This window comes from Methylorubrum sp. Q1 (assembly GCF_004683995.1).
Classification (GTDB): domain Bacteria; phylum Pseudomonadota; class Alphaproteobacteria; order Rhizobiales; family Beijerinckiaceae; genus Methylobacterium.
In genome coordinates this window covers 50991-68504 of the sequence record NZ_SRHQ01000008.1, presented here as the reverse complement: position 1 = coordinate 68504, position 17514 = coordinate 50991, and the positions used below count along the sequence as shown (strand labels likewise).

At 61.5% G+C, this 17514-nt stretch carries 15 protein-coding genes and 5 pseudogenes; 9 read left to right on the top strand and 11 right to left on the bottom strand.

What is annotated here, in order from left to right; genetic code table 11:
- Window positions 1-20: 20 nt before the first annotated feature.
- The 4 genes from E4V01_RS09745 to E4V01_RS26150 form a co-directional block, all read right to left on the bottom strand.
- The gene (locus E4V01_RS09745) at window positions 21-362 is read right to left on the bottom strand and encodes a CsbD family protein (protein ID WP_060768295.1); all 342 of its coding nucleotides are present in this window, start codon (window positions 360-362) and stop codon (window positions 21-23) included.
- Window positions 363-420: 58 nt separating this feature from the next.
- Entirely contained in the window at window positions 421-576 is a 156-nt protein-coding gene (locus tag E4V01_RS09740) for a CsbD family protein (RefSeq protein WP_083530959.1), read from the bottom strand.
- 95 nt (window positions 577-671) lie between these two features.
- Window positions 672-2132: a helix-turn-helix transcriptional regulator gene (locus E4V01_RS09735; protein WP_060768293.1), complete on the bottom strand. Its 1461-nt coding sequence runs from the start codon at window positions 2130-2132 to the stop codon at window positions 672-674.
- Between the two features lie 513 nt (window positions 2133-2645).
- The gene (locus E4V01_RS26150) at window positions 2646-3179 is read right to left on the bottom strand and encodes a transposase (RefSeq protein WP_371688517.1); all 534 of its coding nucleotides are present in this window, start codon (window positions 3177-3179) and stop codon (window positions 2646-2648) included.
- Window positions 3180-3801: 622 nt separating this feature from the next.
- On the opposite strand from E4V01_RS26150, the gene E4V01_RS09730 reads away from it, so the two are divergent.
- The 3 genes from E4V01_RS09730 (at window position 3802) to E4V01_RS09720 (ending at window position 7484) form a co-directional block, all read left to right on the top strand.
- Window positions 3802-4284 carry a sigma-70 family RNA polymerase sigma factor gene (locus E4V01_RS09730; protein ID WP_245517489.1) on the top strand — a complete coding sequence of 161 codons (483 nt, stop codon included), beginning with the start codon at window positions 3802-3804 and terminating at the stop codon, window positions 4282-4284.
- 4 nt (window positions 4285-4288) lie between these two features.
- Window positions 4289-5269 carry a FecR domain-containing protein gene (locus E4V01_RS09725; protein WP_135298217.1) on the top strand — a complete coding sequence of 327 codons (981 nt, stop codon included), beginning with the start codon at window positions 4289-4291 and terminating at the stop codon, window positions 5267-5269.
- 295 nt (window positions 5270-5564) lie between these two features.
- Window positions 5565-7484, top strand: a complete 1920-nt coding sequence (locus E4V01_RS09720) for a Hint domain-containing protein (protein ID WP_135298216.1) — start codon at window positions 5565-5567, stop codon at window positions 7482-7484.
- A gap of 50 nt (window positions 7485-7534) precedes the next feature.
- On the opposite strand, the gene E4V01_RS09715 is transcribed toward E4V01_RS09720, so the two are convergent.
- The 3 genes and pseudogenes from E4V01_RS09715 to E4V01_RS09705 all read right to left on the bottom strand — a co-directional run.
- On the bottom strand, window positions 7535-7795 hold the full coding sequence (locus E4V01_RS09715; RefSeq protein ID WP_135298215.1) for a hypothetical protein: 261 nt from the start codon (window positions 7793-7795) through the stop codon (window positions 7535-7537).
- A gap of 1 nt (window position 7796) precedes the next feature.
- A pseudogene (locus E4V01_RS09710) lies at window positions 7797-9033 on the bottom strand (transposase); the annotation flags it as partial.
- A 52-nt stretch (window positions 9034-9085) separates the two neighbouring features.
- Window positions 9086-9187 (bottom strand): annotated as a pseudogene (locus tag E4V01_RS09705) (MucR family transcriptional regulator); the annotation flags it as partial.
- Window positions 9188-9215: 28 nt separating this feature from the next.
- Here E4V01_RS09705 and E4V01_RS09700 point away from each other — a divergent pair.
- A pseudogene (locus tag E4V01_RS09700) lies at window positions 9216-9767 on the top strand (bifunctional enoyl-CoA hydratase/phosphate acetyltransferase); the annotation flags it as partial.
- A gap of 78 nt (window positions 9768-9845) precedes the next feature.
- A pseudogene (locus tag E4V01_RS09695) lies at window positions 9846-10038 on the top strand (transposase); the annotation flags it as partial.
- A gap of 78 nt (window positions 10039-10116) precedes the next feature.
- On the opposite strand, the gene E4V01_RS09690 reads toward E4V01_RS09695, so the two are convergent.
- The 3 genes from E4V01_RS09690 to E4V01_RS09680 form a co-directional block, all read right to left on the bottom strand.
- Window positions 10117-10584, bottom strand: coding sequence for a hypothetical protein (locus E4V01_RS09690; RefSeq protein WP_153227044.1), 468 nt, complete (start codon window positions 10582-10584; stop codon window positions 10117-10119).
- Window positions 10585-11126: 542 nt separating this feature from the next.
- The gene (locus tag E4V01_RS09685; protein ID WP_135298213.1) at window positions 11127-11435 is read right to left on the bottom strand and encodes a hypothetical protein; all 309 of its coding nucleotides are present in this window, start codon (window positions 11433-11435) and stop codon (window positions 11127-11129) included.
- Between the two features lie 65 nt (window positions 11436-11500).
- Window positions 11501-11857 carry a hypothetical protein gene (locus tag E4V01_RS09680; RefSeq protein ID WP_135298212.1) on the bottom strand — a complete coding sequence of 119 codons (357 nt, stop codon included), beginning with the start codon at window positions 11855-11857 and terminating at the stop codon, window positions 11501-11503.
- A 749-nt stretch (window positions 11858-12606) separates the two neighbouring features.
- On the opposite strand from E4V01_RS09680, the pseudogene E4V01_RS09675 reads away from it, so the two are divergent.
- The 4 genes and pseudogenes from E4V01_RS09675 to E4V01_RS09660 all read left to right on the top strand — a co-directional run bounded on the left by E4V01_RS09675 (window position 12607) and on the right by E4V01_RS09660 (window position 16498).
- Window positions 12607-13420, top strand: a pseudogene (locus E4V01_RS09675) (IS5 family transposase).
- Window positions 13421-14294: 874 nt separating this feature from the next.
- Window positions 14295-14654 carry a hypothetical protein gene (locus E4V01_RS09670; protein ID WP_135298211.1) on the top strand — a complete coding sequence of 120 codons (360 nt, stop codon included), beginning with the start codon at window positions 14295-14297 and terminating at the stop codon, window positions 14652-14654.
- A complete protein-coding gene (locus E4V01_RS09665; protein WP_135298210.1) occupies window positions 14651-15205 on the top strand; it encodes a hypothetical protein in 555 nt (184 codons plus the stop codon). The genes E4V01_RS09670 and E4V01_RS09665 overlap by 4 nt, the downstream gene beginning before the upstream one ends.
- Before the next feature lie 450 nt (window positions 15206-15655).
- Window positions 15656-16498 (top strand): hypothetical protein, encoded by an 843-nt coding sequence (locus E4V01_RS09660; protein WP_135298209.1) that lies wholly within the window; start codon window positions 15656-15658, stop codon window positions 16496-16498.
- Window positions 16499-16932: 434 nt separating this feature from the next.
- Here E4V01_RS09660 and E4V01_RS09650 read toward each other — a convergent pair whose 3' ends face one another.
- Window positions 16933-17487, bottom strand: a complete 555-nt coding sequence (locus E4V01_RS09650; RefSeq protein ID WP_135298207.1) for a recombinase family protein — start codon at window positions 17485-17487, stop codon at window positions 16933-16935.
- Window positions 17488-17514 lie beyond the last annotated feature (27 nt).

Here is a 17514-nt window from a genome sequence, read left to right as displayed (position 1 = left end):
AAGTCGGAAAAAGGAAGGTGTCAGAGCCGGCTGACGAGAAGGCCGAGGCCGAAGCCGATCGCAGCGGCAACGAGAAGCGAGGTGCCCGGCGCCTCGGAAACGTACCCGCCGACATCGCGGGAGCCCTCGCGCAGCGTGCGGCGGCCCCGGTCGTAGGCGTCCTCGGCGTATTCCGAGACCTCGTCGGCGGTGTGCCGGACAGCATCCTTGGCCTGACCGTAAAGGTTCTCGGCGGTGCCTTGCGCTTCGCGGAAGCGGCCCTCGACGGAATCATTCTTCGAGCCGGTCAGGTCGCCGACCGCGCTCTGAACCTTGCCGCCGATCTCCTTCGCGGCGCCCGTGATCCTATCCGTATCGACCATGTCATTCTCCTCGTATTCTTGATGGGCCGGCACGCCGATGTGCCGGATGACCTTCGGGTCATTTGCCGCGCGGTGCTGCCTTGGGCGGCTGCACTTGGCGCTTCTGAGCCTTGCCCTCGGCCTCGACGCGGGCATCACCCGTCAGCTTGCCGATGGCCTCCTTGACCGAGCCCTTGGCTTCGGTGGCGGAGTTCGATTTCACGCGGTCGGTCATGAGCACCTCGCGAGTGATTGGGAAAAACCCGGTCGGCTTGAGATGTCCGCTCGCGCGCGCCAATCAATAGTATCAAAGTACCAGTAGAGCGGTTTTTATGTACCGGCGGGGTGGAGCGGGAAGCCGTTCTCCCGTCCCCAGATCACGGCCTCCGCCCGCTTGTGGACGCCGAGTTTGCGGTAGAGCGCGGCACCGTGATTCCGGACGGTGTTGCGGGAGAGGTTGAGCCGCTTGGCGATGGCGTCGTCATCGAGTCCGGTACAAATCAGGTTCAAGATCTGGCGCTCGCGCACGGTGAGGATCGGGCTCGCTCCGTCGCCGTCGTGGCCGCCGGGCTGGCGCAGGTTGGCAAGCTTCTCGATGAGCCCGCGGCTGAACCACGAGGTGTCAGCCATCACCGCCTCGATGGCCTCGAACAGGTCGCGCTCGCCGCGCTTGCGCTCGGTGATGTCCTGCAGGACGAGCAGAGCGAAGGTCTCCTCGCCGATCTCGACGCGCTCGGCGGAGACGAGGCAGTCGAGTTCCGACCCATCCTGGTGGCGCAGGCAGACCTCCTGCCCGGGGACGAAACCGGTGCGCCCGACCGCCTCCTCGAACCGCTCGCGGGCTGCATCCGCAACCCACAGCCCGGTCTCGGATGGGGAGCGCCCGACCACGCTGTCCTCGCCGTAGCCGAAGACGCGGGTGAATGCGTCGTTGATGCCGGTCACCGTGAAGCCGTCCAGGCGCGCCAGCAGCGTCGGCACCGGGGTCAACCGGAACGCCGTGGCGAAGCGCGCCTCGCTCTGCCGGAGCGCGGTCTCGGCCTTCCGGCGCAGTTCGAGGTCGGCGAACGTGAACAGCATGCAGGGCTCTTCGCCCATCTCGATGGGCTGGCCCGCGACGATGACGAAACGCGAACCGCCATCCGGCAGGTTGAGGCAGGCTTCCATCTGCGGGATGGTGCCGCCCTCGTTCAGGCGCGACACGGCGAGGTCGCGGTTGCGGGCGCCGGCCAGCACATCGACCTCGTAGACGCTGCGCCCGATGACGGCATCACGGACATAGCCCGTCATCTCCAGGAAGCCCGCGTTCACCTTGACGTGGCGCAGGTCCGACAGCCGGGTGATGACGGCGGGCGCCGGGTTTGCGTTGAAGGTCTTCTCGAAGCGCTCCTCGGCCTCGAACTGATCCGACACGTCCTTGAGGATGAGGGCGAGGCAACTCGGGCCGCCGTCACGATCCGTGGCGACCAAGCTGCGGAGCGAGTGGACGAAGTAGACGTCCGGCGCGTCGGGCCGCCGGACCTCGACGACGACATCGTGGAAACGCTCGCCTGCGACGACTCGCTCGATCGGATAATGTTCGGGCGCGCGATTGTTGCGGTAGCGCAGAGCGAAGCGCTCGCGGTAGGCATCGACGGTCGCGCCCAGTCCGTCGAGGGTCTCGACGCCGTGCATGGCAAGCGCGGCCTCGTTGGCGTAGGCGATGGTCTGGTCGGGCTCGACCAGGATCACGCCCTCGCTCAGGCCGGCGATGATCTGCCGGAGTTCATGCCTGTCAACGTCCGCCGTCACGCCCGCGTCGCTCCCTCTCGCGCCAAGCTGCCAGATCGGCAGCGGTGCTCAAACGAATTGCGCGCAAAGCGGTTCCGGAACGGATTTGGTAAATCAGGACCATGCCGCTGATATCTGGGGACCGTACCGCTCCGTCGCGAACTTCAGGCGAAAACGGCGTCGCTGGCTTCCCTCGATCCGCACGACTTTGATGTGCGGTTTCATTCCGCGGGCACGTTTCAATCCCGAAAGATCGGTATTCTACCCCGGCCCATCGAAAGCGATTGCATTCGAATATCAGACAAACAGCCGTTCGTCGGACACGCGGTCGTGTCTCGTGTTGGAGCGTTCAAGCGCCAAGTCGCTTAGACAAGGCATCGGCTGTCCGCCGCAGCTCCCAACCCAATCGGTCCAAGACGCTCGGCAGGGCTTTAGTTTTCGATCAAGTTGATGCTGATCCGCCTCCACGCGGTGGTCCAAGTTCAAAGTTAGGAGGCCGTCCTTCGTGCCCTGCCGCCACACTCGGCATCGAGGTCACGCTCCGCCGGGGACAGGCCGCCAGCACCGCTTCGGCCTCGCGCGGCACCTGACCGGCACAGGTTTGCGACCCATACGGGCGGTGGCACGAGCCGCATGCCGGGATCGTAGAGCTTTTGATTGTACACCTTTTGGTTCTTGGCGATGCGCACAGCCCAGACGAGCCCGCGCGTCGAGGCCGTGGCGGAACGCGGCGCTGGCTCCGTCGCCGACGTCGGCCCGCATCACACCGAAGCCCATACCCGCGGCCCGAAAGCGGTCGAGTTCGGTGAGCGCGATCCCGCCCTTGCGGCGCGGCGAGGCTGCCGCCTCCGGCGCGCCGACCTGCGCGCAACGCGCCGGGGGCGATCCGTTCCTCCAACAGGAACAGGTGCGGCCCCCACCGGCACGGGCACCTCGCCCCGCGCCAGGGAGACGAGCGACGGACCGTTGGCTTTCCTGCCGAGCGCACCGCAGTCCTGGTGCGCCGCCCCAACCGAGCAGGCCGCGCCGGTACAGCGGCGCCCCGTTCCGCCGCGTCGTGCGTCTCATCGCCGCCAGGAACGGGGCGAACCACGCGTCGAGATCCTGGAGCGACCAAGGCGCCCGCTCCCGCCTCCGGCAGTTCCACCGCAGGATCGGAACGCTCAACGCCTCTCGATGTGCCCAGGCAGTGCGAGAGCGCCGCGTTGCTGTACGGCTGCGAACGGCCTTTTTGCGCAATCTTACTCAGGTGCAACGCTGCACACGCTTTATTGTGCATTAGTAAGACCGGCCATTGATGTATCCATCGTTCGGCAGCCCGTGCTGCCATGTGAACCTCGATTCGATGCGCGGTTGGGCGCTTTTGCATCATTTGATGGCATGGATGCTGCATGGTGCAAAGCGTGCGGGATTCAGCTTTGCGACCAGCGCACGGCCTGCAAAGTGTGAATTTCCAACTCTTATCGGAGGGAAAAGGAAATCTTACACTTGATATTGATCTCAGGAGTGCGCTCTAAGTTAAACCGCAAACATTGCGAGACTTGATGTTTTTATTTCAAAGTGTTGTCCGAGCATTGCCGACACACAGGTCAAACAAAACATCTGCCTGCCTGGGCTTGGACGGCGCAGGGCAGGCGTCAAGCGGTGGGGTTATCAGATGGCAAATACCGCAGTCGGACCGAGCTCACGATTGGTCGAAACGCTGTTTCGAGAGCATTCCACCTGGCTCGGCTCATGGCTGTCGCGCCAGCCCTGGACCGTTCACGCTCCCGAGGACATCGTAGCAGACGTCTTCCTGTCGCTCCTGACCCTGCCGAACGTGGCGAGCGTGCGCGAGCCGCGCGCCATGATGACCACGATTGCCAAGCGGATCATCTTCGAGGCCCGCCGCCGCAAGAAGCTTCAGATCTCCTACGAGGATGCCCTGTCGGCCATCCCGGAGGCGATGGATGTCTCGCCGGAGGACCGGCTGATCCTCGTCCAGGCGTTGCAGAAGATCGACATGGTCCTCGCTACGCTCTCGCCGAGAGCCCGCGCGGCATTCCTCATGAGCCAGATCGATGGTATGTCCAACAAGGAGATCGCCCAGGAACTGAATGTCTCGCTCAGTGCCGTGAGCAAGTACATGACCCAAGGCTTTTCCGCAGTCTATCTGGCCAAGATGGAAAGTTGAACGAATGGCCAAGGCCCGGGCGCGAGAGGGCGTCGACGACAAGAGGATCGATGACAGCGGTCGGGCAGCCATCAAGTGGATGGTGGCGCTGACCTCCGGCACCATGACAGAACGCCAGCTTCGCGATTTCGACCGCTGGCGCAGCGCCAACGCCGGAAATGCGGAAGCGTGGAACCGCATGTCGGGGGGACTCCAGCCCTTCGAGGTGCTGGCTCACTCCGCTCTGCCCCGCGGGACGGTGTCTCGGTTGTCGGACGCGCCGGTCCGCCGCGACCGCCGGGCGATCCTGGCGGGCTTTGCCGGCCTCGTCGCGGTGGGGGGGGCAGGCACCCTTTCTCTGGAGCGCTTCGTCCCGCTTCAGGGCCTTCTGCACGATCGATACACCCGCACGGCGGAGCACGATCAGTTCGAACTCGACGACGGCAGCAAAGTCGTGCTCGCGCCGCGCTCCTCGATCAACGTCGCCCTCTCGGCCGAGGAACGGCGTCTCGAGTTCCTCAATGGTCGGATGATGCTCGAAGTCGCCGAGCGCGACCCGCGCCCCTTCGTGGTCGATCTGGGCTCGTTCCGCCTCGACGCCTCGGCGGGAAGCTTCGTTCTCGACAGCCGCGACGGCCGCCTGGCCGTCTCAGGGCTCAAGGGCAGCGGCACCCTCGAAGGCGGGGGACGTCGGCTGAACCTGCGCACCAGCGAGCGTCTCAACTACGATGGAGCCACCTTCAGCCGGAGCAAGGTCGACGCCGAAGTCGAAGCGTCTTGGACGACCGGCTTCGCGGTCTTCGACGACGAGTCCATCGCGGCCATCGTCGAGCAGATCCGTCCCTACTATGCCGGATTCATCAGGCTGAGCCCTGAAGTGAGGGACCGGCGCGCCACCGGTGTCTTCAACGTTTTCGATCCCGTCACTGCCCTGGATACGCTCGTCCGGTCCGTCCAGCTCAAGATGACGCAGACCGCCGGCATCTGGATCAAGATCGAAGCGTAGCGTCAAGCCTGGACCGGCATCCGCCGTAGGGCCTTGCCCGCGGCGGTCCTTCGAATTTCGATGCGCCGCCCGAGACGGTTCACAGAAGCCGTTGCCGACACGATGCGCCACTCGCCTTCGCCCGGCCGGTCTCAGGACCAGGCGCCGCGGCCGCCGGGCGAAGAACCCATGCAGGCCTGTTTCGAAAAAACGCCCCGTTCGGCGGCTGCCATTTTTCCTGCCTCGTCACACAGAGAGAAGGGAAGCTCGGCCGTTGCGTGGCGTCGGCGCGTTCCCGGAGAGGGCCTGAACCGAGATGGCAACGCTGACGGACGAGCAACGGAAATCCGTAACCTATCTCGCGGGGATGGATGAGAACGGTGCCATCGCCTCGCTCGCATGGCGGGGCTGGCGGCGGGACAACCCGGCGACCTATTGGACCGACCGAAGCTTCGTCAACAAATGGAACAACGATTCCGACGGCAACACCCTGAGCGCGAGCAGCAAAGCCGGGACGCCGGGCGGGGTCGTGACGTATTCGTTCGCCCCCGGCGTCTCGGTACTGGCCAAGGCGGCCTATCGCGAAGGCCTCAACCTCTGGGCTGACATCGTCGACATCCGGTTCAAGGAGGTCCCGCTCTCGCCCGGCTCCAATCTGGTGCTGGACACGGACGTGGATCGAGGCGCGGTGACCACCTCCCCGGGCTCGGTGCGGACGAACCCGGGGGCGACCGAAATTCCTTCGGTCCTGACCCCGGTGACGAACCCGTTGGGCTACTCGGCCAACGTCAATATTCCGGACAACAATAACGGCTACGGCGTCCTCGGCGATTTCACCACCCGGGGCGTCAGCACGGTCACGCACGAACTCGGCCATATGCTGGGGCTCGGCCATGCTGGTCCCTACAATGCGGGCGTGGCGGCCTCTAGCCAGTTCAATGCCTATGACAGCCAGCAATGGTCCGTCATGTCCTACATTACTGCCAACAATACAAGAACGCCGTTCTACGCAGAGAACCCGGTCAAGGGTAGCAACTGGACCGAAGCACATACGCCGATGATGCTGGACATTGAGGCGGCGCAGCGCATCTACGGTGCCTCCAAGACCTCCACCTTCTCGGGGGGGCAAGTCTACGGCTTCAACGCCAATATATCCGGCACCTCCAATGCCTACTACAATTTTTCTTACAACAGCGCACCCGTCGTCACGATCTACAACACAGGCACCGGCAATTCTCTTGATCTGTCGGGCTACAGCACGGGCTCGACGATCAACCTGAATCCGGGCAGCTTCAGCTCCGCTGGCGGCCTGATCAACAACATCGGCATCGCCTACAACACCCGGATTGACACGGCGATCGGCGGGGCGGGCAACGACATCATCTACACCAACGGCAACGGCAACCGGATCGATGGCGGCGGCGGCACCAACAGGGTAATTTTCGCGAAAGCGGAAACCGACTATCAGGTCGTCCGCACCGCGGCGAACGCCGCGATCGTCACGGACAGGACCACGGGCGCCGTCGACACCTTGACGAACGTTCAGGAGATGGCGTTCGCGGCGCCTGTCTGCTTCACGAGCGGAACGCGCCTCCGCGTGTTTCAGGCCGGAGGCGTGGTCGAGGTCGCGGTGGAGGCGCTGCGGGTCGGCGACGTGGCGGTGACGGCAACGGGCGGACGCCGCAAGATCCGCTGGATCGGCCAGCGGACCGTCGTGCCGGCCACATGCACGGTGCCGTCGCAGCAATGGCCGGTGCGCGTGCGGGCCGGCGCCTTCGGGAGCGATCCCTGCGGCCGCCTGCTTCCGGTGCGGGACTTGCGGCTGTCGCAGGGCCATCCGGTGCTGGTCGCGGCGGACGAGGACAACCGGGGAGGCGTCCTCGTCCCGATCATGTGTCTCATCAATGGCACGTCGATCATGCGCGAACCGGCCTCCATGGTCACCTACTGGCATGTCGAACTCGACGCACACGACATCCTGCTCGCCGAGAATCTGCCGGCAGAAAGCTACATCGACGGCGGCGACCGCGCTTTCTTTGTCAAGGCATCCGATGACGCCCTGCATAATCCGGACTTCGTCGCGCCGGGCTGGACCGCGAGATGTCGGCCCGTCCTCATCGATGGCCCCGTCGTCGAGGCGGAGCGCGCGCGGATCAACACCCTCTTTGTGCTGGCGCTGGAAGGAAACTGCGCTTGGCCACCCTTCGAGAGCGCGCACCCAACTGGATGCCGGTGACGTTCGGGGAAGGATGATGTTCTCCAAGGCCTGAGAGGGTCGAAACCGAGTCAAGCTGTTGCTTGGGCGACGGGGCGACGCAGGTCCGCCCCCAGGGCGTCCATGGTGTCGACGCCGGTGTCCCGGATGAACATCAGCCGGACCCCGCCGCCGATGAAGGTGTCGAAGTGCCAGCCTCGGCCGCGTAGGCGCGCGACCGCGGCCTCGGACATGCCCAGGGACACGCCGTTGGCCTCGACCGGATGGAGGAGATCCAGGCACGACCGCGCCGGCGAGGCGGGCGGCGCGAGCGCTGGCGGCGCGCCAGCCACGCACCATCGCCCACTCGCCCCGGACCTGATCGGGCCCTCTCATCAGAAGCGGCCGGAAGCCTCGGGCCTGCTTGATCTGTCCGACCAACGGCTCGCTCCCCTGCTTTCTGAGACGGTACCGACTGCGGCGCCCAGCCCGCTTCAGGCGGCCGCGTCTGCTGCGCCATGATGCCCCCGGCCCGGAGCAAGGTAGTCCGTGATCCTCCGCTCCTTCAGCGCGGCGAGGTTCGCCTCGTTGGCAAAGCCGGCATCGCCGGAGACTTCCCGCGGCTTGCGCCCAAGATGAGTGCGGATCTCGTCCACAAGCGGCACGAGGACGCGGTAGTCGGCAGAGGTGGTCACGAGCCGATGCACGACGATGATCTGATGGGCTGCGTCGACCGCGATCTGACCGTTATAGCCCTGCACGAAGCCGTCGCGCGTGGGCAGATTCCGGCTGTCAGGGTCGGTGAAGTTGCGCTCGCCCGGTCGGGCGGAGCGCCGTCTTCGCTGCGCAGTGGCCGCCCCTGCCAACGCATCCCCGACGAGGCGCCCGGCCCGCTCTCGTCCTCGGGATCGGGCGGATCTGCAGCCTCCGCCTCCAGCGCGGCCTTGGTGGCGCGGATCGCTTCCAGCCGCCGCGGCTTGTCGGCCATCCAGTCCGGCGTCTCGTCGCCCCGACGGCTAGCACCGTCAGCCTGATCTTGGGCCGCGTCAGCCTCGTGCGCGCTCCAGCCAAGCGTCCGCCTCGCCGGCCAGGGCCGGCTCGGCCGTCATCATCCGTCCGTAGCGCATCGCTTTGTGGCGGGAGGCGTTCGCCTTCAGCTTGGTGCCATCCACCGCCACGTGGCGAACTCGACGAGACCAGCCGCCCGACACAGGCGCAGCACCTGCACGAACAGGTCCGACAGGGCCACGAGGTGGCGTTCGCAGAAGTCGGCTATGGTGCGGAAGTCGGGCCGGTTCAGGCCGGTCACCGCCATGACATCGACCCGCTCGTCACAGGCGCGGGCGAACTGGCGCGAGGAGGACAGGCCGCGGCTGCAGCCGTCGAGCAGGAGCGCCACCATCATGCCGGGATGGTAGGGCGGGTAGCCGCGCTCCTCTGTGCAGGTTTCGAGAATGGCCGAGAACTCGAGCGCCTCCCGCACTGTATCGCGTACGAAGTGCGCCATATGTCCGGGTGGCACGAACTCGTCCAGCGAGGGCGGCAGCAGCCAGCCCTGATCGACATCCCACGCGCGAAACACCTTGGCCATGAGCCAAGTGAATCGGCCGCCGGATCCGCCGTCGAGGGAATGACTCGGACAGGCTCCTAGTTAGATGCCGCTTGAGCATCTTGTAGGGCCTGCGGTCGATGAAGCTGATCAGCGCGTCCGGGGTGGTCGACTTGCGGACCTCTGCCGGTGTTGGCCCGGCTCTCTACAGAGCGAGCATCCCCGTAGACGTGCCGGGCCATGCGACGCCCCTGATCATTACGGACGCCGCGGTCAACATCGCGCCCTCTCTGGAGGAAAAGCGCGACATCACGCAGAACGCCATCGACCTCGCGCAAGCCCTTGGCGTCGAGTCGGTGCGGGTCGCCATCCTGTCGGCCACGGAGAGCGTCAACGCGAAGATGCCCTCGACCCTCGATGCCGCGGCCCTCTGCAAGATGGCCGACCGGGGTCAGATCACCGGCGGCATCCTCGACGGCCCTCTTGCCCTCGATAATGCCATCGACCTCGAAGCGGCTCGGATCAAGAAGATCCATTTACCGGTGGCCGGCCAAGCCAACGTACTCGTGGTCCCCGATTTGGAAGCCGGCAACATGCTGGCCAAGAGCTTGACCTTCCTTGCCCGTGCGGACGCGGCCGGGATCGTGCTCGGGGCCAGGGTCCCGATCATTCTGACGAGCCGGGCCGACTCTCGGCTCACGCGTCTCGCCTCCTGTGCGGTCGCCTCACTGTTCGCCGCCGCCCAGCGCACCCACCTGTCCCTGCCGGAGGTCTAGGTGGGGAGGTCATACAACCAATTGCCGTCTCTTGTGTTTTCTTCCTGCGTATGGGGTTTCCCGCGCAGGAGTACCGCGATGGCACGGCTGTTCTGGCTCCCGGATAGGGCTTGGGCGCGGATTGAGCCACACCTGCCTCACGGCCAAACCTCGGGTCGATGACAGGCGGGTCATCAGTGGCATCCTGCACGTGCTGAAGGTCGGATGCCGTTGGCAGGATACCCCTTCAGCTCACGGCCCACACAACACGATCTGCAACCGCGACAACAGGTAGGCTCAGCGCGGCCTCTGGCAGCGCTTGTTTGCCAGGATCCTGTGTCGTCGCATGGACCTCAAAAAAGTTCCCTCCCTAAGACGCGCGCCCGATATCAAACCACACGCTCTCCAGCACCATAGCGCGCCAGTCTGAATGCTGCGGGTCCATTTGCACAATATGCATATTGGCTTCATCCAGTGCATCGAGACCGCCGGCTGCGTGAATGCGTTCGCCAATAAGAAGGAGTTCCCTCCAGTAGGCATCTCCGGTTGGGTCTGGGCCGCAATAGCTGAGATCCGGCCCGAGCTGTGCCCTCCCGGGCACCTGCCATGTCGTCAGCACTCCTCCATCGCACACGGCGACGAAGGTTGAGCCGACGCGCTCGGTTTCGACGATGCTCCTCAGGAGTGCGTCGGTGGCGACCTCGGTCTCCGAGCCTTCGCGTTTATGCACGGTCGCCTCCTCAAGCTGCCCAACACACGCGTTGATCGCCGATGCCGCCCGCCCATTGCCGTGGCTGCGGCGGTACGTCCGGTCCGCCTTTGATCGGCACTGCAGCACGGTGGATGTCTTGATGGAAGGCGCGGATCGCGCATTGATGTCATCGGCTTGTGAGCCGGGCTGCGATGTCTACCAGCCTAACGTGGATTCATCATGTCATACAAATGTCGCCGTCATCGCGCCCTAATCGAAGGGAGTACATCGACGTCATTAAAGAACTTGCTAGACAAGCTGGAAAAACTGAAATTTATGAAAGATCTCTAGAAGATATTAGCAAATTTGATTTATCATCGAATTTCACGCGAAGCAAGACTGCCATCAGCAGCCAATGCAGATGCTGCCACCGACGACTTTCATCTTCGATCCCAGCGAAGTCCGCGGGCTTCCGCCAAACGTTGACCCTGTCAACCCGTACCTTCATATTGCTGATCTTCTAGGCTTCGAACTGAGCAGCCTCGACCTTTGCTACGAGCAGTTCCGCACGAGCCCGACAGCTGGTCGCAAAAAATACTGATACAAGGCATGAGATAGGAAAGGCTATTGCTCGCGCTGATTTCAAAAACACAGAACGCGCCTCGTAAATATTCAAAATTTAGGACGAATCAAAGTGGGATCCGGCCTTGGATCACGATTTCGGCTGTTGAACTGCCGTTTGGATTGGCGAGCACGACTCCGACAGATTGGCCGCTAGACAAAAATATTCGTGCGCCGCCAGTTTCGAAAGCGTGCATCAGAAGCGCAGTATTGCCCTCGATCTGGCCATTTGCAGAGTATGCCTCTCGGTCCAGATAGCTATCGATCTCATAGCTGACGACGCCGACGCCGGGCTGACCATCCCCGATCGTCAGCTTCCCTCGCCCACGTATCGTGCCGAGATATTTCAGCAGTTGCCGCTTACCAAAGCTGGTCATCTCATCCGATTTCATGAGGGCGCTGAAGCGCGACTACCGTAACAATGGGCAGGATCGACGCCGCATCAAATCACAGGCTGCTCTTTCGCTGCCTGGAGTTCATCGGCCGTCGCAAGAAAACGGGATGAAAGGCAGCGTATCGCCTCGACGCGACGGCTGGTTTCTTCATGCTTTCCGTCGTCAAGCGTCGATAGGGCCTCCATGAAAGTGGCGTCAGCTGCTTCGTTATCTAAGCGCTCAGCAAGCCGCCGCAACGATTGAGGACCCGTATAACAGGATTTAGCATCATTTTTTATCGCAAGAACGACATCGGCGACAGCTGGATCAAGTTCCATGTTTCGGTAATGCGAGAAAGCCGATATAATCGATTGGCTCTTTCCGAACCAGTAATACTCTAAGCCAGTTAGTCTGGGGAGTGTCATTGCCTACTCCATGACCTTATAGTTTTTCATTTATGACCTTAGCAGAAAATCAATGGATGTAACTACTGGCCCAGCACATACTGCGCTATTGTTTCGTGCGGAAATTCCGACCGAGGTCTTCTTGGACAGCCGCATCATGATACCAAGCGGAACTGGAAATGTCCGGCCGATGCGATTCGAGCTTGGATCTTTCCTCTGGCCTTCCGCTGATGCAGCGGGAAATCATCTTATTCTGATTTGCCGGCTTAACCATACCGGTGAAGCCTGGGAGGTTGAACAAGTTCATGACCATAGATCGATCCTCAAATTTTATGGTATGGATCTTTCTCAATGCGATACTTGGTAATGAAAATACGGATTTCAAGCTCAAAAAAAATATATTCATCGATATTCATCGGATTTTTTGGCTAGAAGTCTCAAGTTTTCACATCAAACTTGAGGCAGAAAACTTACGTAAAAATCGCTTCATTCTATCGAATTGTATATTTATAGCATTCAACGCGACGAATCGTAGATATTTTGCAGTCAATTTAGCCAATAAATTCAAATATTAATTCCGTGTATAATGAAATTTACGCATCCATCTGACCAACATTGAGGCTTTGCGCAAGTATTTGTCACATATGCATCCCTACTGGCCACCTTCGACGTTAGACCCCGTTTCCTAACGGGCGTCGGAAGGTCGTTTGGGGCGAGCGGCGAGCACCGTCAGCGTTGAGGAAGTATCTGACGCTCGCCCCGGATCGTCGATGTGGACACCCGCCGCCCGTGCCGAGCTTGCGCGCGAGAATCTGCCCTGTGCAAGCAGCCCGACAAACGCGGAGTGGGCGCTCATCGCCCCGCTGCTGCCCACCCCCTCCCGCACCGGTCGTCCCTGGCGCTGGCCGCTTCGGTCGATCGTGGACGGCATCCGTTCCGTCCTGCGCACCGGCTGCGCTTGGCGGCATCTGCCGCTGGATTTCCCGCCCTGGCCCACCGTTCACCGCTGGTTCCTGCGCCTGTCGAGGGCGGCCGTGTTCGAGCGTCTGGCCCATGCCCCGACCCTGGCCGACCGCGAGCGCGCTGGGCGCGAGGCCAGCCCGACCGGCGGCATCCTCGAGGCGCAGGCGGCGCGCTCGGGCGGCGTCGGCGTCAAGGACGAGCGCGGCTACGATCCGGCCCGGCGCGTCGTCGGCCGCAAGCGCCACGCGCTCACCGATACGGACGGCCGTCTGCTCCTCGCGACCCTCTCGACGGCTGGCCGGCACGACAGCCACAGTGGGGTTGCGCTGCTGCGGGCGTCCTGTCGGCTCTGGCCGTTCCTGGCCCACGGCTTTGCCGATCAATCAGGGCGAGCGCGTCGGCGCGGCTACAGCCATCACTGTCGAGATCGTCAGGCCCGACAAAGGCCAAAAGGGCGTCGCCGGGCAGCCCCGCCGCTGGGTGATCGAACCAACCTTCGGCTGGATCGCTCGATGCCGCAGGCTCGCCCGTGACGACGAGGCAACCCCGTCCTCCGCTCTCGCCTTCTTCGTCTTGGCCGCCGCCATGATCCTCGTCAGACGCCTCGCTCAAAACTTATGAAACGGGGGCATGCCAGAACGTCTCCGGCTCGTCGTTGATTTTCTGCGCGGCGCCCCGGGCGCGGACCTTCCGGGGGGCGTCGACAACCCGGATCTTGGTCGATTGCCGGATGACGCCGCGCGGGTGACCTCAGCGAACGCGGCCGGCACATGCCGGGAGGAGTGCCACACGCCCTGCCGGGCGGTGAGGAGGTCGGGGGAGGGGGCGCCGGGTGATGTCGCCCACGAAGGCGTCCTGTGTTGGACGATTTAGTACCCAAATAGGGCACGATCGGTCAATGAATGACCTCTAAGTGCTTGTGACTGTTGAGAAAGGGGAAAAGGCAGGTGGCGGAGACGGAGGGATTTTCCGCCACCGAGCGTCTTTCCATTGATTACAGGGACTTAGCTGAGGGTGCTAAGTCCTTGTAGGGGCGAGTTTTGTGTGGATTGTAGGGGAGGCCCGACACATCGTCGGCGCTGCCTCGTGTCGCCTCGCCCAGTGGTTATGGCTGTCGATTACCGCCTAAGTCGGCCATAGCCGAGGGCGTCCGCAACTCCCACATTCCGATCGATCTCAGAGATAAGAGACCGAACCCGCGACCGTAGTTGGGGCGACAAAAATATAGCAACCTGACATAGCCGATCGCTGAGGAACGCAACTATAGATTTAGGAACACGAAAGCAGTCTCTGCACCTTTGCTGCACGTCACGCAGGTAGGTCCAGTGACGGCCGAGGTATGAACGTGAAAAGTGCCGCTTCGATTTTACAAGTCCGAGGTCTAGCAGACGCTCGTAGACGCGACTGAGGTGAAGTCCCAGCAAGATTGTTCTCCTTGATAAATAATAGCAGGCGGAACGTCACAGCCGCCTATGCACACCAAGGAAGAGCAGCAATGACAACATCAAATAACATTAACGAAGCAAACAGCCTGATGCTACAGCAGTTTGCGCTCCACTATTTACTGTCGGCGGCGGACGAAGCACCATTGTTGGTCGAGGGTGCATCCGTCGAACCGCGGCGCGTATCGAACAGAACCAATGTTCCAGCAGCCTCTGTCTCTATGACCTATATCATTGAGCATCCCGAGCTTGGCTTCGGGTTTCGCTTCCGTGCCGTTTGGTTCGACGGGGCGCTCCTGCCGCCTTCAGCAACACACGTCGTCATTGAGCGCGAGTGGGATAATACCGATAGCCGGACGCCCGCCTCGACCTCAGAGGCGATCAATGACTGGCTTCAGGCTGTCACACCATGACCTTCCAAGGCGTGGCACTCGACAGCAATCCTGTCGATACGATCAACTCGCTCGAAGCGAAAGCTAAGGCTCTCAGATCGAACTGGCTGCCGCCTGATGCTCTGGCTCGCAAGGACGCTTGGAGCGATTTGATCGTGCGTACTGCTCCTACGCACGCGGTTTCACTGGTCTGGAACGCCGACCACGGCCGACTTACTGCCGATCGTGTCCAAGCCGACGTAGCGAAACTGCATTGCAGAGTAGATCGAAGGTTGATTAAGAAATTCAACAAAGTCCGCCCGGAAGACCGCACCGGGTACATAGGTTTTATCGAGCACCCAGATACAAATACCCACGTGCACTTGGCGTGGCGAGTGCCTGAAATTTACCATGGCCGTTTTGATGCGGCTCTAGTTCACTGGTGGGACCGCCTGCATCCGTACGGAAGCGTTGACGTAAAACTGATTTACGATACTCCGGGTTGGGCTCGATATATATCAAAGGACCAGTGGTATTTCGCCGATGCCGGCGAAGCAGAACATTTCTTGGTAGATCGCGCGATCTCCTTATAGCTGAATTGTTGCAAGACCGGTTGAAGCCAGCCGCATCACTGAGGTTGATCCCTTTGATGGTGCTACAGGACCACTGTAGGAGCCTTGTATGCCAGCGTTGAAATCACCGACGTGATCCCAGTTGCTGCTGCCCCTACGAGGCAGAATGGCTTTGGGATCGCAATAGCGAAGCTATGAGTAAATCAACGAAGCTGATTGCTCTGAGAGGTTGAGGCGAGGGAACGAGCCCTACAACCGCTCAGAGCAGGTGGAGGGGCGGAATACGCCCCAACACCTCCCACAACAAGCGCATTGACCAGCGATAACGGTTGATTAACTAGCAATCCGAGATGCGCTTGATGACTAGATCAGATCGACGTATCTTCGAAGTGTAAAGACGGGTCCTCTGCGATCACGGTTACCCTAATGAGCTTACTCATGAAGGCAACCTGTGCACGTGGAGATATACGCATGTCCAACACCCAGCGTTCGGCGAAGCGGTCCGTCAAGCTCAAGGATAAGCAGCACGCCGAGATCATCCCGCTTCCTCAGTCTGCCATCGAGAACGAGACGGGCCAGGGTCAGTTGGAGTTCGTGACCGAGGTCACGAATAGCCAGGACGGAGCGGACAGGCAGTCGGCGCTTCCCCAGTCTGAGGATTTCGTGACCGAGGTCACGAATGGTGCTGACGACGCGAAGAAGGTTGAAGCGTTCAACCGCGCCAAGGATGCCGGCCGGCAACTCAGCGAACTTGATGCGCAGCACAAGCAAGCTGGCATCACGTACCGGCAAACGTCCGAGGCCGCGGGTCGCACGGCCATCTACGAGATGCTGCGGATGGCCGAGTGCTTTCTCGACGATGACGGGAATCCCGATCTCAAGGCCACGATGGCGTACATTGCCAGTCAGTCGCCCGGCTACAAACCGCATGGGGGCGTTGATAACGAATGGCAGCCCCTCGCGCGCTTCTTTCTGCCCAATAAGGCGGGTGGAACGGTGACGAAGCTTGGTTACGTCCTCTCCGCTCTCGCCAAGCGGAAAATCCGTTCGATGGATGTTATGGCGAAGTTCGAGGAGCCGGAAAGGGTGGATAATAACTCGGGGGTGAAAACCGGAATGCGGAAGTACATTCTGTTTTACCATGCCGATGCTGCCAAGAAAGCCGGCTCGAAGCCTAATCCGTTCGAAAAGTGGTCGGAGGAACGTCTCAAGGAAAACGCTATTTTCTTCCTCGAAAAGCTCTACGACAATGGCTTGCTTTCGAATGAAGTCGCCAGCGTCCGCAATCTTCTTTCTGAGAAAGCCAAGGCGTAACAGCACTCAGAGGTCGTCGCGCAAATCACGAATCTTCTGCGCCGACCTCTGCCTTTCGTCACGGATTTTCTTCTGTGTTTTACATCGTTGTTTTGCTCTACGATTGGATTGAGCCGGGGTCATCGGTCCTTCAGGCTTGATGATGCCGGCTCCAGTCGTTCCTTCAACAACGATTATTTCGAAAATCCTCATCCTGTATTTAGTGCTTACACAATCAACGCCCTAAGAGAGAGGTAAGAAGATTTCCCTGACCCACGGTCCGAAAATGACGATCCTTAGTACTGCCGTACTTTCCGCCGTTTGGATCGAAGTAACCTATGCGCCGGAAATGCGGGTCGAGTAGAATTTGTCGTCCGTCGCTTTCCGTCTCGACGTACCCAATGGTGTGATGCAGCGCGTTTTTAAGAGGCTGACGGTGGGACATACGTTGGACCTCAGGCTGCCGCGCCGTGACCGAGGATACGGTACACCTGCATGCGGGAGCAGCCGAGCGCCCGAGCGATAGCGGCAGGCCCCTTCCCAGTTTGGTGCAAGGCAAAGACCTGATCCCGGTCAACTCGGCGCTTCCCGCCCTTGTAGACGCCCTCCAACTTCGCCTTCGCTATCCCCTCTCGTTGGCGCTCTCGAATGAACCGTCGCTCCATCTGAGCGACCATTCCAAGAACCGTCAGCACAATGCGCCCTGGCTCGCCGCGAGTTGAAATGTGAGGGTCAAGGACCGTCAGATACGCACCTCGTTGATCTAGCTCGTGCACGATGTTGAGAACGTCGCGTGTGTCCCGCCCAAGCCGATCGGCACGTAGCACAACAAGTTCGTCACCCTCGCGGATAAAGTCGAGGATTGCTGCCAATTCTGTGCGACCATCCCTACTGACACCAGAGATTTTCTCCGAGCGGATTGGCTGGCATCCTTCGCTCCTGAGGCGGTCAACCTGGACCTCAAGGCTCTGATCTTCGGATGAGCAACGCGCGTAACCGATCCGGGCCATCCGTCACCTCAGGCTCTAAGAACCTTC

Bases quoted from the DNA above. Each gene is read 5' to 3' on its own strand.
- E4V01_RS09745 (WP_060768295.1), bottom strand. From the start codon at position 362: ATGGTCGATACGGATAGGATCACGGGCGCCGCGAAGGAGATCGGCGGC.
- E4V01_RS09740 (WP_083530959.1), bottom strand. From the start codon at position 576: ATGACCGACCGCGTGAAATCGAACTCCGCCACCGAAGCCAAGGGCTCG.
- E4V01_RS26150 (WP_371688517.1), bottom strand. From the start codon at position 3,179: ATGAGACGCACGACGCGGCGGAACGGGGCGCCGCTGTACCGGCGCGGC.
- E4V01_RS09725 (WP_135298217.1), top strand. From the start codon at position 4,289: ATGGCCAAGGCCCGGGCGCGAGAGGGCGTCGACGACAAGAGGATCGAT.
- E4V01_RS09720 (WP_135298216.1), top strand. From the start codon at position 5,565: ATGGCAACGCTGACGGACGAGCAACGGAAATCCGTAACCTATCTCGCG.
- E4V01_RS09685 (WP_135298213.1), bottom strand. From the start codon at position 11,435: ATGACCAGCTTTGGTAAGCGGCAACTGCTGAAATATCTCGGCACGATA.
- E4V01_RS09680 (WP_135298212.1), bottom strand. From the start codon at position 11,857: ATGACACTCCCCAGACTAACTGGCTTAGAGTATTACTGGTTCGGAAAG.
- E4V01_RS09670 (WP_135298211.1), top strand. From the start codon at position 14,295: ATGACAACATCAAATAACATTAACGAAGCAAACAGCCTGATGCTACAG.
- E4V01_RS09665 (WP_135298210.1), top strand. From the start codon at position 14,651: ATGACCTTCCAAGGCGTGGCACTCGACAGCAATCCTGTCGATACGATC.
- E4V01_RS09660 (WP_135298209.1), top strand. From the start codon at position 15,656: ATGTCCAACACCCAGCGTTCGGCGAAGCGGTCCGTCAAGCTCAAGGAT.
- E4V01_RS09650 (WP_135298207.1), bottom strand. From the start codon at position 17,487: ATGGCCCGGATCGGTTACGCGCGTTGCTCATCCGAAGATCAGAGCCTT.